At 61.7% G+C, this 25,951-nt stretch carries 23 protein-coding genes; 15 read left to right on the top strand and 8 right to left on the bottom strand.

The genetic code is table 11. The features are described from left to right. Positions 1 to 170 precede the first annotated feature (170 nt). From GDA49_03855 to GDA49_03840, 4 genes are all read right to left on the bottom strand, one after another. Positions 171 to 452 carry a hypothetical protein gene (locus GDA49_03855; protein ID MBC6439543.1) on the bottom strand — a complete coding sequence of 94 codons (282 nt, stop codon included), beginning with the start codon at positions 450 to 452 and terminating at the stop codon, positions 171 to 173. Between the two features lie 400 nt (positions 453 to 852). After that, the gene (locus GDA49_03850; GenBank protein MBC6439542.1) at positions 853 to 2,397 is read right to left on the bottom strand and encodes a trimethylamine methyltransferase family protein; all 1,545 of its coding nucleotides are present in this window, start codon (positions 2,395 to 2,397) and stop codon (positions 853 to 855) included. Between the two features lie 108 nt (positions 2,398 to 2,505). After that, entirely contained in the window at positions 2,506 to 4,104 is a 1,599-nt protein-coding gene (locus tag GDA49_03845) for an ABC transporter substrate-binding protein (protein ID MBC6439541.1), read from the bottom strand. A 142-nt stretch (positions 4,105 to 4,246) separates the two neighbouring features. After that, positions 4,247 to 5,197, bottom strand: a complete 951-nt coding sequence (locus GDA49_03840) for an ABC transporter substrate-binding protein (protein ID MBC6439540.1) — start codon at positions 5,195 to 5,197, stop codon at positions 4,247 to 4,249. 241 nt (positions 5,198 to 5,438) lie between these two features. Here GDA49_03840 and GDA49_03835 point away from each other — a divergent pair, with 241 nt between their 5' ends. The 4 genes from GDA49_03835 to GDA49_03820 all read left to right on the top strand — a co-directional run bounded on the left by GDA49_03835 (position 5,439) and on the right by GDA49_03820 (position 10,049). Continuing rightward, positions 5,439 to 6,461: a glycine betaine/L-proline ABC transporter ATP-binding protein gene (locus GDA49_03835; protein MBC6439539.1), complete on the top strand. Its 1,023-nt coding sequence runs from the start codon at positions 5,439 to 5,441 to the stop codon at positions 6,459 to 6,461. 119 nt (positions 6,462 to 6,580) lie between these two features. Next, positions 6,581 to 8,452: an ABC transporter permease subunit gene (locus GDA49_03830; GenBank protein MBC6439538.1), complete on the top strand. Its 1,872-nt coding sequence runs from the start codon at positions 6,581 to 6,583 to the stop codon at positions 8,450 to 8,452. Between the two features lie 246 nt (positions 8,453 to 8,698). Beyond that, on the top strand, positions 8,699 to 9,022 hold the full coding sequence (locus GDA49_03825; GenBank protein ID MBC6439537.1) for a hypothetical protein: 324 nt from the start codon (positions 8,699 to 8,701) through the stop codon (positions 9,020 to 9,022). A 286-nt stretch (positions 9,023 to 9,308) separates the two neighbouring features. Beyond that, positions 9,309 to 10,049, top strand: coding sequence for a DMT family transporter (locus tag GDA49_03820; GenBank protein MBC6439536.1), 741 nt, complete (start codon positions 9,309 to 9,311; stop codon positions 10,047 to 10,049). Between the two features lie 46 nt (positions 10,050 to 10,095). Here GDA49_03820 and GDA49_03815 read toward each other — a convergent pair whose 3' ends face one another. Continuing rightward, on the bottom strand, positions 10,096 to 11,094 hold the full coding sequence (locus tag GDA49_03815) for a DsbA family protein (protein ID MBC6439535.1): 999 nt from the start codon (positions 11,092 to 11,094) through the stop codon (positions 10,096 to 10,098). A 25-nt stretch (positions 11,095 to 11,119) separates the two neighbouring features. After that, the gene (locus GDA49_03810; GenBank protein ID MBC6439534.1) at positions 11,120 to 11,926 is read right to left on the bottom strand and encodes a phytanoyl-CoA dioxygenase family protein; all 807 of its coding nucleotides are present in this window, start codon (positions 11,924 to 11,926) and stop codon (positions 11,120 to 11,122) included. A gap of 106 nt (positions 11,927 to 12,032) precedes the next feature. Between GDA49_03810 and GDA49_03805 the strand changes: the two genes are divergently transcribed. From GDA49_03805 to GDA49_03795, 3 genes are all read left to right on the top strand, one after another. After that, positions 12,033 to 12,866: a sugar phosphate isomerase/epimerase gene (locus tag GDA49_03805; GenBank protein MBC6439533.1), complete on the top strand. Its 834-nt coding sequence runs from the start codon at positions 12,033 to 12,035 to the stop codon at positions 12,864 to 12,866. Then, positions 12,863 to 14,455 (top strand): acyl--CoA ligase, encoded by a 1,593-nt coding sequence (locus GDA49_03800; protein MBC6439532.1) that lies wholly within the window; start codon positions 12,863 to 12,865, stop codon positions 14,453 to 14,455. The genes GDA49_03805 and GDA49_03800 overlap by 4 nt, the downstream gene beginning before the upstream one ends. 216 nt (positions 14,456 to 14,671) lie before the next feature. Next, positions 14,672 to 15,118 (top strand): phytanoyl-CoA dioxygenase family protein, encoded by a 447-nt coding sequence (locus GDA49_03795; protein ID MBC6439531.1) that lies wholly within the window; start codon positions 14,672 to 14,674, stop codon positions 15,116 to 15,118. Positions 15,119 to 15,258: 140 nt separating this feature from the next. On the opposite strand, the gene GDA49_03790 is transcribed toward GDA49_03795, so the two are convergent. Both GDA49_03790 and GDA49_03785 read right to left on the bottom strand, forming a co-directional pair. Further along, positions 15,259 to 16,155 (bottom strand): PHP domain-containing protein, encoded by an 897-nt coding sequence (locus GDA49_03790; GenBank protein ID MBC6439530.1) that lies wholly within the window; start codon positions 16,153 to 16,155, stop codon positions 15,259 to 15,261. Between the two features lie 199 nt (positions 16,156 to 16,354). After that, positions 16,355 to 16,495, bottom strand: a complete 141-nt coding sequence (locus tag GDA49_03785) for a hypothetical protein (GenBank protein ID MBC6439529.1) — start codon at positions 16,493 to 16,495, stop codon at positions 16,355 to 16,357. Positions 16,496 to 16,837: 342 nt separating this feature from the next. Between GDA49_03785 and GDA49_03780 the strand changes: the two genes are divergently transcribed. The 8 genes from GDA49_03780 to GDA49_03745 are packed head-to-tail and all read left to right on the top strand — an operon-like array spanning position 16,838 to position 25,948. Then, positions 16,838 to 17,866, top strand: a complete 1,029-nt coding sequence (locus GDA49_03780; protein MBC6439528.1) for a sugar-binding transcriptional regulator — start codon at positions 16,838 to 16,840, stop codon at positions 17,864 to 17,866. Beyond that, the gene (locus tag GDA49_03775) at positions 17,859 to 19,301 is read left to right on the top strand and encodes an extracellular solute-binding protein (protein MBC6439527.1); all 1,443 of its coding nucleotides are present in this window, start codon (positions 17,859 to 17,861) and stop codon (positions 19,299 to 19,301) included. Before GDA49_03780 ends, GDA49_03775 begins: the two co-directional genes overlap by 8 nt. Positions 19,302 to 19,356: 55 nt before the next feature. Next, positions 19,357 to 20,280: a sugar ABC transporter permease gene (locus GDA49_03770; protein ID MBC6439526.1), complete on the top strand. Its 924-nt coding sequence runs from the start codon at positions 19,357 to 19,359 to the stop codon at positions 20,278 to 20,280. 5 nt (positions 20,281 to 20,285) lie between these two features. Continuing rightward, the gene (locus tag GDA49_03765; GenBank protein ID MBC6439525.1) at positions 20,286 to 21,143 is read left to right on the top strand and encodes a carbohydrate ABC transporter permease; all 858 of its coding nucleotides are present in this window, start codon (positions 20,286 to 20,288) and stop codon (positions 21,141 to 21,143) included. An 8-nt stretch (positions 21,144 to 21,151) separates the two neighbouring features. After that, entirely contained in the window at positions 21,152 to 22,246 is a 1,095-nt protein-coding gene (locus GDA49_03760) for an ABC transporter ATP-binding protein (GenBank protein ID MBC6439524.1), read from the top strand. Then, a complete protein-coding gene (locus GDA49_03755; protein ID MBC6439523.1) occupies positions 22,243 to 23,355 on the top strand; it encodes an ABC transporter ATP-binding protein in 1,113 nt (370 codons plus the stop codon). Before GDA49_03760 ends, GDA49_03755 begins: the two co-directional genes overlap by 4 nt. 5 nt (positions 23,356 to 23,360) lie before the next feature. Then, on the top strand, positions 23,361 to 24,911 hold the full coding sequence (locus GDA49_03750; GenBank protein ID MBC6439522.1) for a carbohydrate kinase: 1,551 nt from the start codon (positions 23,361 to 23,363) through the stop codon (positions 24,909 to 24,911). Beyond that, entirely contained in the window at positions 24,908 to 25,948 is a 1,041-nt protein-coding gene (locus GDA49_03745; GenBank protein ID MBC6439521.1) for a 2-hydroxyacid dehydrogenase, read from the top strand. Before GDA49_03750 ends, GDA49_03745 begins: the two co-directional genes overlap by 4 nt. Positions 25,949 to 25,951 lie beyond the last annotated feature (3 nt).

The following is a 25,951-nucleotide window of genomic DNA, read 5'->3' as shown; positions in this document are numbered from 1 at the left end:
ATGGATCGCTATTGGGCTCGGGCGCGGCGCCGCCACCCCGTTTGGGACGGAACGATCCGTGCCCTGCCCCGCGCGGTTATGGTCTCGGAACCGCTCTCGCGCACCTGCGACGGTCTGTGGCTGCGGCAGCCCGACCGGTTTCTGCACGATGCGATGCCGCGTGCTGAAGCCTATCTGGCCCGGTTCCCCGGACCCTGTGACAGCACGATGTCTTCGGGAGGCAGCATCGTCGCGACGGCCTGTGCCCGCGCCCAATCACGGAAAGCCGCAACCGGCGGCCGTTCCAGGGCGTGCGGCAGGCATACGAAATAGACGCGGCAGTCGAGTTCCAGCGTCAGGGAGAACGGTGCGGCAAGGCGTCCACGGCGGATGTCTTCCTGAACGAGGCCGCGCGGTTCGAACGCGATCCCATAGACCTGCCGATGCACGTCATCAAGCTGTGCATCGGCCATGGCCCAGCATCCCTACCCCTCGTTCCAGTACCCGCAGCCCCAATGGTCCTCGAAGTGATCGGCAACGAAGTAGTCGGCAAATCCGCGGCGCACCCGCGCAGGCCTGCCCTGGTGTCACAGCATCGCCGTGAGCATGAGGGAAAAGTCGCGCCATGTGCCGACCGCGCGATCGAAGAGATCGCTTCACCGTCAACGGGCGGGGATCGACTGCAACAATCGCCGCCTGCCGCTCGGCGACCGGAAGTGTCGCGCGTGACTGCTGTCAGAACACCACCGGCGGGGTGCCGTCGTGAAGGCCGCCGACGTGATCAGGGACAGCAGGTCATCGAACAGGCGGACGCGCTCGTCGATGTCGGAGAACGGACCGTGCGCGGCACAGTCCATCTGGTGGCCCCCGCGTTCAGTCGTCCGCCGTCGCACCGCCCTCGGACTTGCGCCGGGCGATGAAGGCCGTCAGTTCCTCGCGGATCGCTGGATCCATGGCCGGCTCCTCATATTCGGCAAGCAGCTGCTTGTAGACCTTGTGGGCGCGTTGGGTGGCGTCGAGTGCGCCGTCTTCCCTCCAGGTTTCCCAATTGCGCCAATCCGACAGAACGGGCTCGTAGAAGGCTGACTCATAGCGGTCGAGGGTGTGCTGGGTGCCGAAGTAGTGACCGCCGGGACCGACATCGCGCATGGCTTCGATGCCGAGCTCAGGCTCGGAGAAATCGAGCGGCTCCAACGCCTTCATCAGCGTCTGGACCATCTCGAGATCGATCACGATCTTCTCGAAGGACGCGCGCAGACCGCCCTCGAGCCAGCCGAAGCTGTGCATGATCATGTGGGTGTGGCCCATGACCGTCGCCCAGAGCGACATCGCACCTTCATAGGTCGCCTGGGCGTCGGGCCAGTTCGAAGCGTTCACGTTCGACGAGCGGTACGGGATGCCGTAGCGCCGTGCGAGCTGCGCTCCGGCCAGCACCGCCTTCACATACTCGGGCGTCCCGAACGCGGGCGCACCCGATTTCATATCGACGTTCGAAGTGAATCCGCCATAGACCATCGGCGCACCGGGATTGACCGTCTGGCAGAAGGCGATGCCAGCCAGGGCCTCGGCGTTCTGCTGGGTCAGCGCGCCAGCCATCGAGACCGGCGCCATCGCGCCTGCCAGCGTGAACGGCGTGACCACGACCACCTGGTTGCGCCGCGACATCTCGATCATGCCCAGCATCATCGGGATATCTAGCTGGAGTGGAGAGTTGCAGTTCACCACTGTCCAGATGCTGGGTTCGGTGAGAAGCGTCATTTCGTCGACACCACGCGCGATGCGCACCATCTCGATGGCATCCAGGATCTTGCGACGGCCGAGCGAGTAACCGAAGGCGACCTTGTCGGTGATCAGGAACTGTTCGCCGACGATGTCGAGATAACGGATGTTGGGTTCCACATCGATCGGTTCCAGCATTGGCGTGCAGCCGTGCACCGCATTGATGACCTGGGCCAGGCGCAGCAGATCACGATAGTCCTTCAGATTGCCCGCCCGGCGGCCGCCCTCGATGTCGGAGATGTTGGGGTTGCCGGCCACGGGGAAGAAGTTGACGTGGTTGCCACCCAGCACCCGGCTGCGTTCCGGATTGCGTGCGTGGATCGTGTACTGCGAGGGCGCCTTGGCGACGGCTTCCTCAATGAAGCCACGGTCGAAACGCACCCGCGTCTCACCCGGCGTCACGGCAACACCGGCCCCTTTCAGGACATCGCGCGCCTCATCAAGCAGAATGTTGACGCCAATCTCCTCCAGGACGCGCATGGAGCCGTCGTGCACCGCCTCGATCTCGTCGGCGCTGGCGATTTCCATGGGCGGATAGGGATTGCGTACTACGGTCCAAGGGAGTTGCGGCACCTTGCGCTCAGGGCTCTCGCTGCGGCGGCGGCCGGCGGCCTGTCTGTTCTTCGCGCGTCGTGCCATGTCGAGCTGCTCCCCTTGGTCTGCCTGCGCATATCACATCCATGAGCGCGAAAGATAAAGCGCCGGCGGGAAACCCCGCCGGCACCATTCAAAAATTCTATCAAACGATCAGGCCATCGAATCGTCAATCCAAACCTCTTCGTAGGGCCAGCCCGCACCCATCGAGAACGCGGAACTGCCGTGATAGTTCTGGATTCGTGAGGTCGTGGCCTCGATGTAGTTCGAGAAGAACGGCAGGAAGACCCCACCCTCGTCGTGCAGGATGGTGCACGCCTCATGGTAGATCTCCTGACGCTTTGCGAGGTCCGTCTCCAGACGGCCCATGACGAGCAGTTCGTCGAAGCGCTCGTTGCACCAGAAGGTCTCGTTCCACGAGCCGCCGCAGGCCAGCGCAATCGTGAGGATGGCATCGGCCGTCGGACGCGAGTTCCAGCCGGTCACGCAGAACGGCACCTGCATCCAAGTGTGGCTCCAGTAGCCGTCATCGGGCACGCGATTGAGCGCGATGTCGATCCCGGCTTCACGGGCGTTCTCCTGAAGGATGATGCTGGCATCGATCGCATTGGCATGACCCGCGTTCGAAACGGCCAGCTTGATCGAGCTGAGTCCGGCCTTGTCCCAGTACCACTTGGCCTTCTCGGGATCGTAGTTGTGCTGTGGGATGTCGTTGGAATAGGTCGGCAGACCCGGATTGACCGGGAAATCGTTGCCGACCTTGCCGTGGCCAAGCAGCACGTTCTCGACTAGGAAATCGCGGTCGACGCAGTGCTTCATCGCAAGGCGCAGATTATTGTCGTCGGTCGGCGCCCGGTTGGTTGCCATGATCCAGGCCATCCAGGAGCCCGACGGCGTGGAGTGAACCTTGACGTCGGACGACTGCTCCAGGAGCGAGGCGACGCGCGGCTCGACGCTGGGACCGATGTCGATGTCGCCAGCACGCAACGCGCTTGAACGGGCGGCGTTGTCGGGGATGCCCTGGGTGATGAACGCGTCGACGTGGCCCGCGTTCTCGTTCCAGTAGTTGCCGAACTTCTCAGCGACCGACGCAAGGCCCGGTGTGAACTCAGTCAGCTTGTAGGGGCCGGTGCCGACCACCACGTCACCGTCGACCCAGCCTTCCGGAACGATGGACATGTGAAAGTCGTGCGCCAGCGTGACCGGCAAGTCCGCATTGCCGGAGTTCAACGTTATCTTCACCACGTCGGGACCATCGGACTGCATGTCGATGATCGGTTCGAGAAGCGGCTTCGCCGGCGATTCCGAACCTTCCTTAATGTGCTCGTTGAGCGAATAGATCACGTCGTCGGCGGTCAGCGTCTTGCCGTTGTGGAACTCGACGCCATCACGCAGCACAAAGGTCCATTCACTGGCCTGATTGGCCGCTTCCCACTCGACTGCCAGGTTGGGCACAACATTCATGTCGCGGTCGAGATTGGTCAGCCGGTTGTAGACCTGATAGGCGCGCTGAATGTCGGTATTGTTGGTCATCTTGGTCGGGTCGAAGGTTTCTTCGGCACCCGTGTATTCGCCGGCGACATTGACTTCGCCGCCCTTGATCGGTGTCTCTGCGACACCGGCGGTGGTCAGCATGCCGGTTGCGACCGTCGCGGTGACGCCTAGGGCACCGGCACGGCCGATGAACTCGCGCCGGTCTATCTTGCCGACCTTGACCTCTTCAACCATCCAGTTCAGCTGTTTGTCGCTCATCACTAGCCTCCTCATCGATATTGTTGGCCCGCAGACTCGCGCACCTTGGAAAAGCCTCTACTCACAAAGACATCAAATGCAAGAACGAGAAAAGGGGCCGCCCGATGCCGGACGACCCCTTGAGATCACTCAAAAACGAAGATCAGGAACCGGCACCAATCCAACCGCGCCAGGTATCTTCGTTGTCGGCGAGCCACTGCTCAGCAGCCTCTTCGGGCTCCATACCGTCGATGTCGGCGAGCTTGGACATCACCGCGATGTCGAGATTCGAGAAATTGATCTTCTGCACGATCTCGTAGGCACCGGGCCAGTTGTCGGGGAAGCCTTCCCAGACACCGATCTTGAGATAACCGCCCTTCGGGTTACCGCAGTCGTAAGTGGCATCCGGGTTCATGCCCCAGGACGGATCGTCGAGGCAGCCCTCGCCGTACTCCGGAAACTCGATGAACTTGCCATCATAGACCGCCTCGATGAAGTTCGGCGTCCAGTTGAACAGCACGATCGGCTCGCCGCGCGACGAAGCCGCATCGAGTTCGGCCCACAGAGCGGCAGCCGAACCGGCATTTACGACCTCGAAGTTCATACCGAGGCCGTCGACACGCTCCTGATCATGCTTGAGCCAGTCGACCGGACCGGCCAGAAAGCGACCCCTCGGCGCGGTCTCGGGCGTGGAGAACATCTCGGCGCAGCCGTTGAGAGCCTGCCAGTCGGGCAGACCCGGGCAGGCCTCCTCGACGTAATCCGGATACCACCACTCTTCACGGGTCTTGGCGTCGTGGGTCTGGGCGTCGATCACGCAGCCCTCGTCGACCACCTTCTCGAAAGCGACGCCGAAAGCACCCTGCCAAACCTCATGAACGATGTCGATGTCGCCTTCGCACATCGACGTGTAGACCACCTGGCTGTCGGCCGGGATGTACTCGACTTCGTAGCCGGCGTCTTCAAAGATAGCGCCCAAAATATAGGAACCGACGATCTGACTCGACCAGTTGTGGATCGGAATCTTGATCGGATCGTCACTGTCCGCGCTGACCGTTCCCGCAGCAAGCATCAGACCTGCCGCCACTGCGGCAAACCCCTTCACGATACGCATGGTTCAGTCTCCCTTTGTCTCCAAGACGTGAGCGTAAAACACCATGCACCCACTCCTCTTTCGGAATCGGGCACACACTGCCACCATTGTGATTGGTATGAATTGATACGGCAGCGTTAGACCATCATCGTCCTTTTGACTAGAAATGCAAGGCGGAATCATTCTTTTTTGACGCTTGAGGAGTCACGGGGCATCGTGGCCGTAAGCAGAACAGCGACCAACAAAACATAAAGGGGGCGCGGTGTCAGAGGCGGAAATCTCCTGCCGTGGAGTCTGGAAACTCTACGGCCCTGATCCTACGGGCGTATTGCGTGAACACGGTGGTAATCCGCCGCCCGATGCGGTGAAAGCCAGCGGTCACATCTCGGCCGTGCGCGATGCCTCCTTCGATGTCTCGTCGGGAGAGATCCTCGTCATCATGGGACTCAGCGGCTCGGGCAAGTCGACCCTGGTGCGCTGCCTGTCACGCCTGATCGACCCCACGGCCGGCGAGGTCTTCATCGACGGCCAGGATCTCGCCCGGGCAAGCGAAAGGGAGATGATCGATCTGCGTCGCCACAAGATGGGCATGGTCTTCCAGCACTTCGCCCTGCTGCCGCATCGCACGGTCATCGAGAACGTCGCGTTTCCGCTCGAGGTTCAGGGCATCGACAAAGCCGCCCGCCGGAAAAGGGCGATGGAGATCATCGAACTGGTCGGCCTGAAAGGTCGTGAACGTTACTACCCACGTGAGCTTTCCGGCGGCCAGCAGCAGCGCGTCGGCATCGCTCGCAGCCTGGCGGTCGAACCCGATATCTGGTTTCTCGACGAGCCATTTTCCGCACTCGACCCCCTGATTCGTCATGAAATGCAGGATGAGTTCCTTCGCCTGCAGTCGATGCTGAACAAGACCATTGTCTTCATCACACACGATTTCGACGAAGCCATCCGCCTGGCCGACCGAGTGGCCATCATGTTCGAAGGTCAGATCCAACAGCTCGCGACACCCGAGGAGATCGTGACCGCGCCCGCAACCAACTATGTCGCCGAGTTCACCAAGAACGTCCCGCGGGAGAAGATCCTGCGCATCCACACGATCATGGACGCTGCAACCGACGGCGAGGCGGCCGACCAGACGGTCCATGAGAACGACCGGATCGCCGATGCCGCCGCGATGATCCTGGAACAGGACAAGCCGGTCCGCGTCATCGGTGCGAACGACGCCGTCGTCGGTTCCGTCAGCCGCAAGAACGTGATCAACGCATTGTTTGCCCCGGGTGCCTGATCGTGGCCATCGCCGACACCGTCGAGCATGACAATGAAGGCGCCGCACGCGCGCGCCTGCTGGGTCAGTTCGGTCTGGTCTTCCTCCCTTTTGTTGCGTTGCTGACGCTGCGTCCTGTTATGCCCGACTGGGCGATTGTTCCGCCCGAAACGTGGACGGTTCCCTTCATCGACTGGATCAACGCCATTGTCGAAGTCCTGAGCAACGAAGAGATTCTCGGTCTCTTTACATTCAAGGACACCACCCGCTTCATGGCGGAAACCATCGAGATCCCACTCGATTTCGCCGAAGGCGTCCTGATCTCGGGCTTCAAAAGGCCCTGGAAGCTGCCGCCTCTGCCCTGGGTCATGATCGCGGGCCTGGCGGCCGTGCTGGGCTGGTGGATCGGCGGTTGGCGCATGGCGCTGCTGGCGGGCGGCTGCTTTGTCTACTTCGCCGTCTTCGGCAAGTGGAAGCCGTCGATGCTGACCTTCTCGCTGGTCATGGTCGCGGCACCGGTCGCCGGCCTGCTCGGCATCGCGCTTGGCCTGCTGGCCTACAAGAGGCAATGGTTCGAACGCATCCTGACACCATTACTCAACGTGATGCAGTCGATGCCGCACTTCTCGTACCTTATCCCCGTCGCGGTGTTCATCGGCGTCAGCCACAAGGCCGGCGCAATCGCGACGATCCTGTTCGCCCTGCCCCCGATGGCGCGTCTCACCCTGCTCGGTCTGAAGGGCGTCTTGCCGGAGGTGCGCGAGGCCGGTGTCATGGGCGGCTGCACGAAACACCAGATGCTGCTGAAGGTTGAGATCCCGGCAGCGCGCAACGCCATCATGGTCGGCGTCAACCAGGTCATCATGCAGTGCCTCGCCATGGTCGTCATCGCCTCGTTCATCGGCGCCAAGGGCCTGGGCAACGACCTGCTGTTCCGCCTGCAGTCGCTGCGCATCGGCCAGGCGCTGGAAATCGGCGTCGCGATCGTGCTGATGGCGATTACGCTCGACCGGCTCAGCCAGACGCTCGCTCAGCGTCAGCCCGAGCATGCGCCCAATGGCCCCTGGTGGAAGCGCCACCTTTATATCTGCGCTGCCCTCGGCGTTGTCGCCGCCTCAATCGGTGCGGCGCTGATCACCGACTGGGCCGTGAAGTGGCCGCGTTCGGCTGCAGTGACAACGGCGCCGCTGTGGGACGGCATCGTCGATTACATTCAGGTCCACTTCTTCGATGCGCTCGAGATCGTCCGCGACGGTCTCTTGCTCCACGTCCTGATCCCGGTCCGAACGGCATTTCAGTGGATGCCATGGCCTGCCGTTGTTGCAATCACCGGCCTGGCAGGATGGGTTCTGGGGGGCTGGCGCCTCGCCGCGACGGTTTCGGCCTTTATAATGTTCATCGTGCTCGCGGGCTTCTGGGAACGCGCGCTGATCACCGCCTACATGGTCGCCGTCGCCGTCGTGCTCTGCGTCCTAATCGGCGTTCCGATCGGCATCTGGGCCGCCCGGTCGGAATGGCGCGCCAAGGCCGTGCAGTTCGCCTGCGACACCTTCCAGACCTTCCCGTCCTTCATCTACCTGATTCCCGTCATCATGCTGTTCCGGGTCGGCGATATGGCCGCGATCGCCGCGATCGTGATATATGCGACAATTCCCGCCGTCCGCTACACCATGTTCGGTCTGCGTAACGTGCCGAGCCAGATTGAGGAGGCCGGACGGACCTCGGGCTGCAACCGCTTCCAATTGCTCTGGAAGGTTCGCCTGCCGCTCGCCTTCCCTGAGATCATGCTGGGCGTGAATCAGACGATCATGTTTGCGCTCTTCATGGTGATCATCGCCGCATTCATCGGCACCCGCGACCTCGGCCAAGAGATTTTCCGCGCTCTGACCTTCCAGGACGCTGGCAAAGGCCTCGTCATCGGCTTGTGCGTCGCCTTCATGGGCTTGACAGCCGATCGATTGATCAACGCGTGGGCGACAAAGAGACGGGCACAGTTCGACCAATCCGCCTGAGGTTAGGCCTCACCGAAATTCACAAGATTCCGGTGCCCGCACGACCACATGTCATGTCAGCATCGTCGTTTGCGTGTTAGAGTGGGCCGCACTCAGTTGGAATCGCGGGCGGTTCCAACTGAGTGCGTGAATTCGCTCTGCATCCAAAGACTCAAAGCATCTTCACTCGTTCAGATTGATACAATCTGAACGGGATATGCTCTAGTGATAGGCAGGGTAATTCATCTAGATGAATTGAGAGCCTCCATGCTTCAGCCTGTGATCCAGGCTGCCCCCGACTACCTCAACCCCCGGATCAGGCCGGGCCTGCTGCTCCATGACGTTCCCGTCGTGGAGGCCACGCCCGAGTCGCTGCGCAAGTTCGGCGAGCTGGTGACCGATCCCCACGGGCATGATGTCGAGATCGTGCGTTGGCCGGCGACCGGTCGATCCCGACAGCGGCGACGAGGCGAGGGCATCTTCCCGACGGTCGAGCGCGGCAGCTTCTTCAACAAGCAGGGCCGCGTGCATGCGCGCGTGTCGGTCGACTTCGCGCGCGAATTCGGCTTGCTGCTGAAGGTTCCGCTCTGACAGGATGCGCCCGCGGCAATCGTCGCAGAGTGTCATCCTTGCATGGTCCCCTGCTCTGCTTCCAGCATCCGACGGCCGCGCAACGGTTGCGCGTGATCCGTGTCGCCAGCGGGCGCACGTGGCTTCCAGTCCCCTGCGGAGCCGACGGATGAGCCGCACGAACGAGGCGCACCAGCACGACAGTTCCGGAGTTGCGATCGCGGTCATCATCGCCGGCGTCGGCCTTCTCACCATGGGCGATATCATCGCCAAGATCGTCATGTAAAACCAGACGCCGTTCTTCTACGTGCTGTGCCGCACGATCTTTGCCTTCGTGCCGGTCCTGATCGCCCTGCAGATCACGCGGACATGGCGGCAGTTGAGGACAAGGCGGCCCGGCGCGCAGATCGCACGCGGCTTCTCCATGGCGATGGCCTACACCTGCTACCTTCAGTGCATCCAGGTGCTGCCCATCGCCGATGCCACCGCGATCGTCTTCTCATCGCCGTTCCTGGTGGCACTCGCGGCACGGGTCCTGCTCGGCGAAACGGTGCCGCTGATCCGCTGGATCGCCATCGGCCTGGGCTTCCTGGGCGCACTGGTGATCGTGCAGCCGGGAACCGAGGCGTTTCAGCCAGCCGCACTCTGGGCCGTGGGCGGTGCGATAGCATTGGCGATCACGACACTCCTCGCCCGCCGTCTGGGAACGACCGAACCCGCACCGGTCACGTCCTTCTATACGACCTGCGCCTTCATGTTGCTGGGTCTGATCCCGGTTCTGACCTTCCCCGGTCACTGGGCGCCGGTGTCGGACATCGAATGGCTGATGATCGCCGCCGGCGGGCTCAGTGCGGGCACAGCGCACTCCCTCATCATCCTCGCATACCGCAAGGGCGAAGCCAGCCTCGTGGCACCCTTCGAGTATTCGTCGCTGCCGATCGCTGTCGTGCTGGGCTATCTCGCGTTCGGCGATATCCCGACGCTGCCGGTCGCCATCGGCATCGGCATGATCATCCTCGCCAGCGTCCTTCTGGCGCGAAAGGTCTAGAGCGGATTCACCCGTTCAGATTGATTCAATCTGAACGGAATATGCTCTAGCCAGTCGCGGCACGTGCCATGGCCGCCTCGAGCATATCCATGTGATCGGCACCGAAGTAGAGCTTGTCACCGAACAGGAAGCTCGGAACGCCGAACACGCCCGCGGCGATGGCCTCATCGGTGTTGTCGGCCACAGCCTGCTTGTAGACCGGAGCCTCGACGATCTCGGCGATCGCGCGTGGGCCGAGGCCGGTCGCGTCGGCCACCGCCTGGAGCCAATCGAGATCGGTGATGTCGGCATGTTCGGACCAGTAGCCGCGCATCACGGCCTGGACGAAGGCGGACGCACAGCCTTGTTCGGCAGCGTAGACGCAGGCGCGCAAGGCGCGCGACGGTCGCAGCGGATAGTCCGGATGGGGGTCATAGGCCAGGCCGTGTTCGGCCATCCGGTCGTGAACGTCCTGTTCGTACCAGGCGACCCGTGCCGGGGTCTGGTCCATTGGCCGCATGCCGTCGATGCGCTTCATCAGCTTGGGCAGGTGGATCGGCCGCCAGATAACCGGCGCGTTGTGGCGTCGGGCCATCGCGTCGATCCGCGTCGACGCGAGATAGGACCAGGGGCTGTGCACGTCGAAGAAGAATGTGACCGACGGCACGACGGACCGTTCGCGCTGTTCCGCCTGACGATCGAGGAAGCGCTCAAGGTCGATCACCGCGCGGATGTGCTCGCCGCGCATAACCTCGCGGCCGTCCTGCTCCAGCCGCACCCCAAAACTGATCTTGCGCCTCTCCGTGCCCGTGACTTCGGCGCGGACCGTGACCGGTCGGCCAACATAGGCCGCACCAACGTGATCGACCGCCACCCGCGTGCCGACACTCGCCTCCCCCTCCTCGAAATGGGGATGCAGAAGCTGCCCGCAGGCCGTCTCGACCCAGACGATCATGGTGACGGTCGAAACCACCTCGACCCCGACATTGCCGATCGCAGCGGCGGTGTCATCGGCCGTGGGATCGAAGCGGATCGTGTGAGCGAGGTCTTCAGGGACGGGGCGCATGTCGGATAGGCGTGAACAAGCGCGATTACGCCGCCCTAGGCCAGCACAGCGGGAACTCCGGTGCGTCCATCACATCGCCCGGTTGCAGAACCACGTCGCGGAACGGTGGTGATGTCGGACCGGGGCGCGTAGCGAAGCGGGCGTCGTCGCCGATCCAGCGGGCGGAGACGGCGCGGCGCGGAGTCGAGAGTGAGCGGTTGGCCGGCGCGCCATGGACCGTGAGGTAGTGGAAGCAGATGCCGTCGCCCGGCTCCAGATCGAAGCCGCGGATATCGTAGTTGGCGCGGTTGGCCTCGATATCGGGCAGCTTCTCGTAGGTGTCGGCTTCGCCGTAGAGCGGCTGCGTGTTGAAACGCTCGGGCGTAAAGCTGCGGCCCCATTTGTGGGAGCCCGCGACGAACTCGGGGCTGGTGGCGCGCGCCACGGGATCGAGCGGAATCCAGATCGACACGTTCTGCCAGCCGTCGACGCAGTAGTAGGTCTGGTCGTGATGCCAGGGCGTGGCGATGGTCGCGCCCGCTTCCTTGACCAGCACATGCTCGTGGAACAAACGTGCGGTCTCCGACTGCATCAGCGCGGCTGCCAGCTCGGCACAGCGTGAGTGGCGCAGAAAGTCCTCATACTCGGGGATGCGCTGCCAGTTGCAGTAGTCGCTCATGAAGAGCCGGCCGCCATCGTCGTGATAGAGCTTTCCGTTCGCGCCGGGCTGATCGAGGTTCTGCTGCACACCTTTCGACAGGCTCTCGACCCAGTCGGGGAACAGGCTCTTGATGAGGACGACGCCGTCGGCCTGATAGGTGTCGATCGTTTCCTGACTGACGAGATCGGACATGGCAGCAATCCTCTGACTCGGAGGACCATTGCGCGTCTGGCCTGTCGCTTCAAGCCTTGCCGGTCCACGCCCTCCCGCTAAGCTTCGATCAGACGGGGAGAATCACATGGGTCACACGCTGGAGGTGTTCCAGCCGAGCTGGGCGATGGAACAACGCGCACCTGACGGCCTGGAATGGACGCTCGACGAGACGTTCCGGATGATCAAGGAGGCGGGCTACGACGGCATGTCGATCCACATGGTCTCGGACGACTTCCCGACCGTCGAACAGGCCAAGCCACTGTTCGACGAATACGGTCTGGAGAACATCCTGGTCGCCTTCCCCTGCGATGTGGAGGACCTGAAACCCGTCTTCGCGATGGCGAACAAACTCGGGAGCCGTTTCGTTGCGATCAACGCGGTTGTCTCCCCCTACACGCCCGACGAGGGCGCCGACCATGTCTGCCGTAGCCTGGCGCTGGCCGACAAGATTGGGGTCGAGGCGCATTTCGAACGGCACCTTTACACACTGACGAACGGCCTCTTCCACACCGGGCAGGTCATGGACCTCGTGCCGGAGATGGAGATCGCCTGCGACCTGAGCCATGCCGTCGTCAGCCGCGAGGTCGTGCTGCCGCTCGGCGACGTGCACAGGGCGGCCTTCGACAAGGTGCTCAAACGTTGTGCAGGCCTTCAGGGCCGCATCGCCACCCGTGAGCAGGTGCAAATCGCGATCGACTGGCCCCAGCACGCCGAATGGGTGGCGCTGTTCAACATCTGGTGGGAGCAGGCCATACACCAGTGGCATGAACGCAAGCCTGACGGCGCAATCCTGAACTTCCTCTGCGAATTGGGTTCGCCGCCCTACGGCATCACGGGTACCGACCGCTGGGACCAGGCCCTGATTCTGGAGGACTGGGCGCGTGCGACATGGGCCGTGCTCAACGCGGAGGCGGCGTGATCCCGCTTCCCGTGGATGCCGTCCGGATAGGCCAGTGCGTCAGCCACCATGCCGCGCGGGAGCCAGAGCGCGAAGCCGCGGTCCACGACCAGATGCGCCTGACCTACGGCCAGCTCGACGACGCCATGGCGCGCTGGGCCAAGGCGCTGCTCGCTGCAGGCGTCGGCAAGGGTGACCGCGTCGCCATGCTCTGCCCGCCCTCGGTCGAGTGGCTGACCGTGATGCTGGCGACGACCGAGATCGGCGCGATCTGGACCGGCTATCATCCGCGTTACCAGCTGCCTGAGTTCCGCCATGTCACGGAGCTTGCCGAGCCCATCGTTCTGGTAGCCTTCCGCTACATCCACGGCCGCGACTGCGAGAAGGAATTGCTGGCCCTCATGGCCGAGGTCCCGTCGATCCGCACGCTGGTGACGATTGATGCGCCACTCGAGGGCGGCACCATGGCGGACGCCTTTCTGAGAGCCGGTGACGACGTCACCGACAACCGGCTCGAAGCGGCGCGCGCATCGGTTACCATCGATGATACCGCCGTGCTGATCTTCACCTCGGGAACCACCGGGCAGCCCAAGGCGGCCATGGTGAAGCATCGCGCCCTGCTGACCGGTAGCGCGGTGGAGCTCGAGCACTGGCCGATGGACCGGCCCCGCATCCTTCACATGATGCCAACCAACCACATCGCGGGCGTCGGCATGACCGGCGTGTTCGGCATCTATGCCGGCGGCACGCTGGTGTTTCAGGACCGCTTCGACCCCGGCGGCCTGCTGCGCCTGCTCGAAGAGGAACAGATCGATCACCTTCTGGGCTCGCCGGTCCAGTTCCACATGATGGCGAACCATCCCGATCTCACCCGACGCGACCTCTCGAACCTCAAGTTCATGACTTGGGGAGGTGCGCCGATGGCCGCCGACGTGGTGGCGACACTGAACGACCTGCCCTGCGCCCTGCGCACCAGCTTCGGCATGACCGAGCTCGGCCTCTATATCACCTTCACCGCGGCCGATGCAGATTTCGAAGTGCTCTCGCGTACCATCGGCAAGCCGCATGCCGGGTTCGACATCCGCGTTGCCGATGCCGAGGGCAACGTGGCAGCGCCCGGCGAACAGGGTGAAATTCAGGCGCGCGGCGACTGGCTGCTGGCGGGTTACTTCCGCGATGACGACGCGACCCGCAAGGCCTACACCGCCGACGGTTGGTTTCGCACCGGCGACGTGGTCGAGGTCTGGGCCGACGGCAACTTGGAGATCGTCGGACGGACCAAGGAGATGTTCATCTCCGGCGGCTTCAATATCTATCCGCGCGAGGTCGAGATCGCGATCGAGGAACACCCCGACACCGGTCTCGTCGCGGTTCTCGGTGTGCCGGACAAGGTATTCAGCGAGGTCGGCTATGCGTTCGTGGAAGCACGATCAGGAACAGCGCTGAACGAAGCCGGTCTGGATGCCTGGTGTCGTGAGCGCCTGGCCAACTACAAGGTGCCCAAAACCTTCGATATCCGCGCAGAGCTTCCACGTCTGCCCATCGGCAAGATCGACAAACAGACCCTGAAGCGGGAACTTGAGACCAGAGGCAACAGGGAGTCGACGTGATGACAGTCCGACCTGAACCCACCGCCAGCATCACAGGGTCAAGGCCGACGTTGAGCCCTAAGGCTTCGGAGTTCCCGGCGCACATCACCTGGCCCGGAAACAAGGAGATGGCGATCCATCCCGACTACATGGTGGATGCCACGCCCTGCCCTGCCGTCGAAGCCATACGACCACTTCTCCGATGCATGACGGACCAGGACGCTCTGTGGCCCACCTGTGCCGGCCGACGGCCCGATCAACCCGCCCGTGATCTGCAACGTGATGTGGGCGATTACCGACTTCACGGTCGAGAACGGAGCCACGCGCCTGGTGCCGGGAAGCCGCCTCTCGGGCGTGGAGCCCGATCCCGAAGCCACGTTCGACACGGTGCAGGCGATCGCGCCGGCGGGCTGCATCGTTCTGTGGGAAGGCCGAACCTGGCATGCCGCCAGCCTCAACACCCGCCGCACATCGCGCATCGGCATCACCACCTACTGGGCCGCACCCTTCATCCGTCATCTGCTCAACTTCACCTATGGAACCAGATCCGAAGTGATCGCGGGACTGAGCGATCATGAACGTGCGCTGATGGGGTTCGGGCCATGGAGCACCTACGGCTCGATCGGCGACTTCAACGCCAAGCGGGCTTCGCCCGGAGACGAGAACACGGGCGAACTGAAGTGAACCTCAACCGGAGTTTCATCGCGGCCAAGGGAGCAATGCGACCGCAGAGCCGGGATTCCGTCTCGCGACAGCTTCAAGATTGAACATGACCGAGATCCCGGGCAGCCGCATTGCGGCTTCCGGGATGACACCAAGGGGGTTCAGTCCAGCCAGTACGGGTTCGACCAAGCGCGCTTGCCGTCCTTATCGATCACGGTGATGCGGAAGTAGCTGTCCTCGAAAGGGTAGAGGTCGAAACTGGCGCGGGTGATGCAGTCGCCCATCTCGCGCCCGGAACGGGAGCCGCGGCCCTGGATCGCGATCACGCTGGCTTCGGACGAGCGGACATTGACCCTGCCGTCCTCGACCGCGATGTCATGGATCTCGGGTCCCATGCTGGAGTAGTAACGCCCCGCCTTGAGGCTATGGAGCAGGAGTTCCGGCTCGTTCTCCTCGGCCTGCACCATCACCCAGCCACCGAGCCAGTCGTGGGTCAGTTCGTGGGCATCGTCGGCCGCATAGCCCGAGAGCTTCCAGCCCTCGTTGAGCAGGACATCGAGGAAGGGCCAGTCGTGGCCACGGTCGACCTCGACGGCGCTGCCGTGGTTGTAGATCTCGACCGCATGGGCAAAGGGCAGCTCGCGTGCGTCGGCATGGGTCAGGCCGTACCAGGACGGATGCACGATGCCAATGAAGGCGCCAGCCTCGTGGGCACGCCTGGCAATCTCGGGCCCCGTCTCACCGTCTCTCAACGGCTCGAAGTCGAACGGCAGCCCGATCGACTTGATATGCCAGATCTCGCCCACTGAGGTTTCCGGGGCGTGCAGTTCAGCACCGATGATCGTGGTGAAGTCGTCCGTGCGATAGGGCCGCGTGTCGGTCACCGTATAGCCGTAGACCTCCATGAAGTGGTCGGTCATCACGAGGAAGTCGTAGCCCTTCTCGCGATAGGCATTGCACACCGCGTCCGGCGCTAGGCTGCCGTCGGAGTTCGTGCTGTGGGTGTGCATGTTGCCCTTGTAGAAGTTACCGGGCCATCTGAAGTCCAGATTGTCCATGAGAGGCGCTCCTGCTGCACGCACGAGGATGCGATGCGTCCACATCTCCAAAGCAGCACTGTGACAAGCGTGTTCTTGCCTGGCAATCAGTCTTCAAGCTCAAGGACGATCAGCACCTTGGTCAGGGTCTCACGATCGATGTCGCAGGCGAGCATGTGGTCGAGGCGGGACCTGTGCGGTTGAAGCCATCGTGCACGATTTAGCGGCTGCCCGGCGGAACCGACGACCAGGTCAGCACCGTGCCGTCGTTGGGAATGCCCTCGCCGTTCATCCAGTCGGCCATAACATCGTGCTTGGACGGCCGCCCGTTGCTCTCTATACGTCCGGCGACCGAAAGCATGGGAACCTCGTCGACGATCTCGACGATCGCCTCGGCGTTTCGTCCAGATAGGCGTCGCGCACATTGAGCCGGACCTGATACAGATCGGTCGTGCGTCCGACCGCACCACGGCCGCGATGGCCTCGGCCGATTGGGCGATCGTGGCCTCCGTGTTGAGGTCGACTACCTTCCACGTCGAAACCGGCCACTTTAGAGAGCGGCAATCTGGTCGACGATACCGAGCGCCTGGGGCACCTCGAGAAGATCGGTGAGAGAGCCCGGCACCAGCAGAAGTTGACAGAAAATCCAAACCGTGCAAAAAATCCCGCATCCGAAAAATAGTGCAATATTGGCACCGCAGACATGGCCAAAGGCAGACCGACCACACGCCAGACTGAAGACGACGATCTCGTTGAGCGTGCTGCGTGGCTGCATTTTGTCGGTGGTCTGGCTCAAGGCGAAGTGGCGGCGCGGCTCGGCATGTCGACAACGCGGGCGCATCGGGCAATCTCGAAGGCGCAGGCGAGCGGAATTGTGCAGATTGTGGTCAATGCGACATCCGCGACCTGTCTGGAGATGGAAAACAAGATCGCCGAAACCTATGAGCTTTCTCTGTGCAGGGTGGCGATGGATCTGCCGGAACGGGGTCCGCTTCCTTTGAAGAGCCTCGGTGCTGCCGGCGGAGACTGGCTCACCCAGGCCATCACCAGCAAAGCGCATGATGTCATCGGCGTTGCCCATGGCCGTACCATCGCAGCCATGGTCGAACAGCTTGGGCGTACGCCGAAGACCGAAAAGGTGTTCGTATCGCTGTTGGGCGGGTTGACCCGATCTCTCGCGGCCAACCCTTACGATGTGATCCACCGGCTGGCGCAGAAAACGGGCGCGGACGCCTATCTGATGCCGGTGCCGTTGTTCGCAGATTCGGCCGGGGACCGTGAGGTGATGCTGGCGCAATCCATGTTGACAGAGGCGTTCAACCGGATGCACAGCGCCACGCTGGCCGTTGTCGGTATTGGCGATCTGTCGACGTCGATCGGGGCAAGCATGGCCGGTACCCAGGGGTTCAATGTGGGGCAGAGCCTGCGGCAAAGCGGGGCCGCGGCCGAGATCCTCGGGCAATTCATAGACGAAAACGGCGCAAAAATCGCCACCCCCTTGGACGGCCGGACAATGGCGCTGGATCTTTGCGATCTCAAGGGACGCGACGTGGTCGCTGTTGCCGGTGGCAACGGCAAAGTGAGCGCGATCAGGGCTGCACTCAGAAGTGGCATCTTGACAGGTTTGATTATCGACGAGGCAACCGCTCGCATTCTCGTCGAAGGGCTGGAGGGCAAAGACGCCGTAGCGGCCGATCAATTGCGAGCTTTGGGAGGACAAGGAAATGCATGATAAGGGAAAAGACCTAATCAGGGCCTATATGCGCGGCCAGATGAGCCGTCGGAGCTTGCTCCGTGGGCTGGCGAGCATGGGTGTGACGGCAGGCACAGCGTCGGTTCTTGTGAATGCTGCGGCGACCCAGGCGCTGGCCGCTGATTTCGATTGGAAAGCGCATTCCGGAAAATCGATCAAGCTTCTTTTGAACAAGCACCCCTACACGGATGCGATGCTGGCCAATCTGGACAACTTCAAAGAGCTGACCGGTATGGAAGTCGCCTATGACATCTTCCCGGAAGATGTATATTTCGACAAGGTGACCGCCGCCCTGAGTTCCCGGTCCAGCGAATATGATGCGTTCATGACCGGCGCGTATATGACATGGACCTATGGTCCTGCGGGCTGGATCGTCGATCACAACGAATGGATCGACGACCCCTCCAAAACCAACCCGAATTACAACTGGACCGACATGCTCGAAGGCGTGCGCAAATCCTGTGCCTGGAATGGTCGTCCTGGCGGGGCGCTCGGTTCGGATGATGCGTTCCAGTGGTGTATTCCGTGGGGCTACGAGCAAAACAATCTCGCCTACAATGTGGAGATGGTGGACAAGGCCGGTGTGGGCGTGCCAACCAATATCGACGAGCTGGTTGAAACCGCGGCCAAGCTGCAGGCGGCAAACGAAGGTGTTTATGGAATCGGTGTGCGCGGTTCGCGGAGCTGGGCGACCATCCACCCCGGTTTCCTGTCAGGCTATGCCAACTTTGGTCAAAGGGATCTCAACGTCTCCGATGACGGCAAATTGTCGGCCGCCATGAACACGGATGTGTCCAAGCACTACCACAGCAAATGGGTCAAGATGATCCAGGACAGCGGCGCTGCAGACTGGTCGACACATACCTGGTATCAGGTCGGCACGGATCTCGGCGCAGGAAAATCCGCCATGATCTATGATGCGGATATTCTGGGTTACTTCATGAATGGCGGCGAAAACGCCATGGCGGGCAAGCTGGCCTATGCGCCTTTTGCGGCCAACCCCGCGTCGGCTGCGCCGACGCCGAACATCTGGATCTGGTCCCTGGCCATGTCCAAGTTCAGCCAGGATCTCGATGCGACGTGGTACTTCATGCAATGGGCATCTGGTCCGGAACACGGTCTCTTTGGCGCGACCCAGATGGATTTCGTCAATCCGGTGCGCCAATCGGTCTGGGATGACGCAGGCTTCCGCAAACGCCTCAGCGACAGCTATCCGGGCTATGTGGAAATGCATGATGTGTCCGCATCTGGTGCCAAGATACACTTTACCGCGCAACCGCTGTTCTTTGACCTGACAACGGAATGGGCAGCGACCTTGCAGAAAATGGTGGCCAATGAGGTTCCCGTGGACGAAGGGCTCGACCAACTGGCCGAGAGCGTCAACGGCCAGCTCAAGGACGCAGGCTTGGGCTGACACATCGGATCGCGGCGGGCCATCTCGAGCCCGCCGCATTCCAAAGGACGACATTATGGCCAATGTGACCGGCGCCACCCAGGCAAGGCGGCGCTTTCGTGTCCCTTCCAGAGTATTTCCCTACCTGTTGAGCCTGCCGGCTCTTCTGGTTTGCATCGGTATCCTGATCCCGTTTTTCACAGCTGTGTGGTATTCGCTGCAGAAATTCCGGTTATCGCAGCCTTGGAACCGGGGTATTAATTGGGGTGAGAACTATCTCAATTTTCTCACGGATTCGTCGTTCTGGAACACGCTTCAAGTCAGCCTGATCTATGCCTTTCTGACCGTCGGGCTTGAATTGCTTCTGGGGCTCGGCATCGCGCTCCTTTTGCAAAAACGCACGCGGCTGAATAATTTTGTGTCGATCATGCTTTTAATGCCGTTGATGACAGCCCCAGCCCTCGCGGCGCTGATGTTCAAGCTGATGACTAATCCGAATTTCGGTATTCTGAGTTATTTTGCACAGGTGCTTGGATTTACCGATACGCGGTGGGGTTCGGACCCGTCGACCGCGTTGATGACCGTTGTTCTGGTCGATATCTGGGTCTACACGCCCTTCATTATGATTCTGCTGCTGGCCGGGCTGCGATCCCTGCCCAAGCAGCCATTTGAGGCGGCTTCGCTCGACGGTGGGCCGCGCCTCCAGCAGTTCTGGCGCATCACGTTGCCCATGTTGATGCCCTATATCCTTACCGCAGCGCTCTTCCGGCTCCTCGACAGCATCCAGCAATTCGACATCATCTACGCGATGACCCAAGGCGGACCGGGCGATCAGTTGATGGTGTTTCAGGTCGAGGCCTACCTGAACTTCTTCCAATCCACCAATGTGGGCCGATCAGCGGCGCTGTTGCTCGTTCTATGGGCCATCACCTTCTTTCTCTCCAACCTTTTCATCAAGAACTGGCTGCGTCTGCGCGAACGTGCCCGGGGCGAGGTCTGAACCCTATGCAACACCATTCACTGCTTGAATTGATCCTTCGTGGTATCGCGCTTGTGATGGTGGTTCTGTTCTTCATGTTCCCGATCTTCTGGATTCTGTTAATGAGCCTCCAGACCAATGAGACGATTTTGCGGTCTCCGCCATCAATGGTCTTTGAACCCACTTTGTCCAACTACGCGGCCATCATCGCCGGTCGGCTCGACAGCAATGTGGCGTCCATGGGCATCGAATTCATGTCCAATCTGATGAACTCGATCATCCTGTCGGTCGGATCGGTGACGCTGGCGCTCATTCTCGGGGTGCCTGCGGCATATGCCTTTGCCCGGCATAAGTTTCGCGGTTCCGAAGACATTGCCTTTACCCTCCTGAGCTTCCGGTTTGCACCACCGCTGCTCGTGCTTTTGCCATTGAACCTTTATTTCCAGCAGATCGGGCTGGCTGATACCTATTTCGGGCTGATCTGGGTGTATCAGTTGATTTGCCTGCCGCTTATTCTGTGGATCGTGCGCGGGTATTTCGAGGATATCTCGCCCGATGTCGAACATGCCTATCGCATCGCAGGTCATAGCTGGTTTTCCACGTTCCGCCGGATTTGCCTTCCGTTGGCAGCACCGGGCATCGCAGCGGCGGCGTTGCTTGCCTTCATTTTCGCTTGGAACAACTTCATCTTCGCGCTGGTTTTGGCATCGGCTGACAAACAGCCCGTGACCGTGGGTGCCCTGGCCTTTGTGACTGCAAGCGGCATCCAGTATGGCCAGATCGCAGCGGCTATTGTCCTGTCGATCACACCGACCCTCGCGCTCGCGCTTTATGCACAACGCTATCTGGTCGAAGGCCTCTCACTGGGCGCCGTAAAAGGGTAACCGCCGTTATGAGCATTCGGGTTGAGCGTCTCAGCAAAAGCTTCAAGACGGAAACCGTCCTGAACGACGTGTCCTTTGATGTGCCAAAGGGAGAAATCCTTGTTCTGTTCGGCCCGTCCGGCGCGGGCAAGACCGTGCTTTTGCGGTGCATCGCAGGGGCAGTCGAGCCGGATAGCGGTCATGTCTGGCTGAATGGAGAGGACGCCACCGCTCTACCGCCCGAGGATCGCGGTCTTGGCATGGCGTTTCAGAACTTTGCGCTCTTTCCGCATATGTCGGCGGAAAAAAACATTGGCAGCCCGCTTGAGGCTCGCCGTACAACGCGGGAGAACATCGCCGCGAGCGTTCGCCGGGTCGCGGAATTGCTCAAGATTGATCACGTGCTGAGCCATGCTCCAAGGGAGCTGTCGAACGGGCAAAAGCAACGGACCGCGCTGGCGCGTGCGCTCGTGGCTGAGCCTGATCTCCTCCTGCTTGACGACCCGCTGTGCAATGTCGATGCCAAACTGCGATTTGAGATGCGGCTCGAATTGCCTCGCCTGTTGGCGGATCGAGGCGCGACCGTCATCTATGTCACCCAGGACTACAAGGAGGCCATGGCGTTTGGCCGCACGATCGCGGTTTTGGAGGCTGGGCGCATCGCCCAGACCGGCACGCCGGAAGACATCTATTTCCGGCCCGCAACGCAGGACATCTCGCAACTGTTTGGCGATCCGGCAATCAATCTGCTCGATGTGACTCCGCAACGGGATGAACAGGGCGTGTTTGTGAGCCTGTCCGAGTTCCACGTGCACCTCCCCCCCGGCTATGAAGAGACGGTTGGACAACCGGCGGTGCTGGGGGTGCGCCCCGAAGCCATTTGGTTCGCCGAAGAGGGAATTCCGGTCGATATCGAGGCGGAAAACCCGTTCAACGAAAAGATGATCGCCCTGACCAAAACTCTGCGCGGCCGCGAAATCGTTGTCTCGCGCCCCGCCGGCCAACCAGGGCCGAGCGGGGGCAAGGCGAAGCTGTCGTTCGAAGGCAGGGCAACGCTCTTGTTTGACAAGGCCACCGGGACGCGGATCAGCCCCGCAAGCAGCAAAAGCGAGGCTGCGGCATGAGTTTCCTGGACATATCCTCGGTCAGCAAGACCTATGGTGGCAGTGTCCGTGCTGTAAAGAATCTTGATCTGACCATCAACAAGGGCGAAATCGTCGCTCTGTTGGGCTCATCGGGCTGCGGCAAAACATCGACATTGCGCATGATCGCCGGTTTCGAGGACGTCACCTCAGGCGAAATCAGGGTGCAAGGCAAACCGATCCACACATTGCCGCCGGCACGTAGGGGGGTGGCGATGGCATTCGAAGGCTATTCGCTCTACCCGCCTTTGACGATCAGGGAAAACATCGCCTTCGCGCTCAAGGCCGAACGGCTAGCTACATCCGAGATCACGGCACGCGTTGACGAGATGGCGAACCTTGTGGAGTTGGAGGACGTGCTCGACCGCTATCCTTCGTCAGTGTCGGGCGGGCAACAGCAACGCGCTTCGCTTGCCAGGGCCCTTGTGCGCAAGGCGGAGCTGCATCTTCTGGACGAACCGATGGGGCAACTGGAGCCGCAGTTCCGCGCGCTTCTGAGGGGCCGTGTCAAACACTTCATTCAGGACCGCGGTCTGACCGCCATCCTCGTCACCCATGACCAGACCGAGGCCAACGCGCTGGCCGACCGCATCGCGGTCATGGAGGACGGAGAGTTGCAGCAGTTTGACACGCCCGCAGCACTCAAGGACCGGCCCGCGAACCTCTTTGCCGGAACCTTCATTGGCGAGCCGCCCATGAATGTGTTTGCCGCCCGGCTGTCGCTATCAGGGGGAAAAATGCGGTTTTCACTCGATGGCGGCGTGGCGCTTGATTGTGACGAAACGGCCTTTGCGCCAGCTTTGAGGGATCGGCTTGCCACCTATCCGGATGGGGTGGCCATCGGTATCCGCCCCCATGCCGTGCGTTTGAGCGAGGGGGGCCTGCCGGTGACGGTGTTTGCCAATCAATGGCTGGGCGATCAATCCCATATCGCCGCGAATTTTGCCGAAAGCACCATTGTGTCTGTCCTGCATGACCGGGCAACGGTGCGACCGGGCGCCGAGATCGGGATCCAGATCCAGCCCGAGGATCTCCACATTTTTGACAGCGAGAGTGGCGCGGCCATCGGCCACGGGGGACAGCTGGCGTGAACACAATCGGCGATGTTCTGATCGGTGTTGACGCAGGCACATCCGTCATCAAGGCGGTCGCCTTTGACACGCAAGGCGCGCAGATTGCCTCGGCCAGTCGCCGCAACAGCTATCACAGCCGCCCCGACGGCGGTGTGGAACAGAGTATGGGCCGGACATGGGAGGACACCGCGGCGGTCTTGCGTGACGTAGCCGAGACCGTCGGGCCAACCCGAGTCTGCGCGATTGGCGTCACCGGGCAGGGCGACGGGACATGGCTCATTGATGATGCCGGCGAGCCGGTCCACGATGGCTGGCTTTGGCTGGATGCCCGGGCCGCTGCCGAAGCCGGAGAGGTCGCTGCCTCGGACGGGATCGGCACGATCTACACCCGGACAGGGTCTGGCGTGAATGTGTGCCAGATGCGCACCCATATGCTGTGGATGTCGCGCCATGCTCCCGACCTTCTCGATCAGGCGGCAACGGCGCTCCACTGCAAGGACTGGCTTTATTTCAAGTTGACCGGCGTGCGGGCAACCGATCCCACCGAAGGGATCTTTACCTTTGGCGATTTTCGCACCCGCCAATACGCCGAAGACGTGATCGACGCCCTTGGACTGTCGCGGTATCGCAGGCTCCTGCCCGACATTCTGGATGGTGCGCGGGAAGCCAACCGCCTGTCTGCGGATGCGGCGGCAGTGACGGGCCTGCCCGAGGGCCTGCCGGTTTCATTGGGCTATGTAGACATCATGTGCACGGCCTTTGGTGCCGGGCTTTATGACGAGGCGGTCCGGCCCGGCTTTACGATTTTGGGCAGCACGGGTGTGCATATGCGATTTGCGCGCGACGTGGACCAGATTCACCTCAACGCCGACCGTACCGGATACACGATGGCGTTTCCCGGTCACGCCTATGCCCAGTTACAGACCAATATGGCAGCTACGTTGAATGTGGATTGGATCTTGTCAATCACCGCACAAATCCTTGGCGCGCAAGGCATAGATGCAGAACCCGAAACCCTTATTGAGGGGCTCGATAACGAGGTCATGGAGGCGCGTCCCGGAGCCGCGCTTTTTCATCCTTACATTTCGAGTGCCGGGGAACGGGGTCCGTTCACCAATCCGGTTGCTCGGGCGAGCTTTACCGGACTTGACCAGTCCATCGGATGGTTCGATCTGGTGCGTGCGGTCTATGACGGGCTCGCCCTGGCGGCGCGCGATTGTTATGCATCAATGGGCGATATCCCCGCGGAAATCCGGCTCGCTGGAGGGGCCGCCCGCTCCGTGGCGCTGCGACGTTTTCTTGCATCCTCCCTTAACCGCCCCGTGCGCACGGTGGCGCGCGAAGAGGCGGGAGCGGCAGGCGCGGTGATGATCGCGGGGCTGGCCAATGGATGGTTCGACAGCCCCGCTGCGGCATCCGAATCCTGGGTCAAACCCCTTTTGCAGGATGCCGAACCCCCGGACCCGGGCCTCACAGCGACATATGACGTCTTGTTTGATGCCTACCGCAAGACCCGCGCTGCATTCCCAGCAATCTGGAACACGCAGCAAACCATGCGAGAAGCCTTGTCATGACAACAGATGTGGCGATCATCGGCGATCGTTTCATGCTCCCGGACATGTTTGAGGACGCGCTGTTGGCAGCCTGTGGCGATGCCATTGCGTGCCGCAAGCTTGAACAGCCCTGGCCCGATACGCCGATGGAACATGGATATGCCGTGCCGGGCATGGATGGTCTCAAGGAATACATGGGGTCGCCGGACGAGGTGATCGAGCATGTGGGCACCGCGCCGGTCTTGGTCACGCATCTCGCACCGCTGTCGCGGGCGATGTTCGAAGCGATGCCCAGTCTCAAGATGGTTGCGGTGTCACGGGGCGGTCCTCTCAATATTGACATGGTGGGAGCCAGAGATCACGACGTGCTCGTGGTCAACACGCCGGGGCGCAATGCCAGCGCGGTGGCCGAGTTCACGCTGGGCGCGATCCTCGCCGAGACGCGCAACATAACCCGCGGGCATGATGCCTTGCGCAAAGGCGACTATCGCGGCGATCTTTATCGCGCCGATGTCACCGGTGATGAATTATCGGATATGACTGTGGGCGTCATCGGGTACGGCGCCGTCGGGACACGGGTGGTCAAGTTGCTGTCCGCCTTTGGCACCCACGTGCTCGTCAGTGATCCTTATGTTCAGCTTGATCCGTCGGATATTGAGGCCGGCGTTGAAATGGTATCATTTGGACGCCTGCTCGCAGAAGCGGATATCGTGACGCTCCATCCGCGTGTCACCGAAGAGACACGTAACATGATGAACGCCGAAACCCTTCACGCGATGAAGCCCGGTGCCACGCTGGTCAATACTGCCCGAGGCCTGCTCATGGATTATGACGCGCTCTATGAGGTCTTGGCGGAAGGTCATCTGCGGGGCGCGATGCTTGAGACTTTCGCGATCGAGCCGACACCGCCGGATTGGCAGCTTTTGCAGTTACCCAATGTCACGCTGACCCCTCATATTGCCGGGGCCTCCCTCAAAACCGTGCGTATCGCCACCGGTAAAGCGGCAGAAGAAGTTCGCCGCTGGCTCGCCGGAGAGCTCCCCCTTAACCCCTGCTGAGGA

The sequence above is a fragment of the Rhodospirillales bacterium genome, from assembly GCA_014323865.1.
Lineage (GTDB): Bacteria > Pseudomonadota > Alphaproteobacteria > SP197 > SP197 > SP197.
This window is presented reverse-complemented; position numbering and strand designations above follow the sequence as displayed.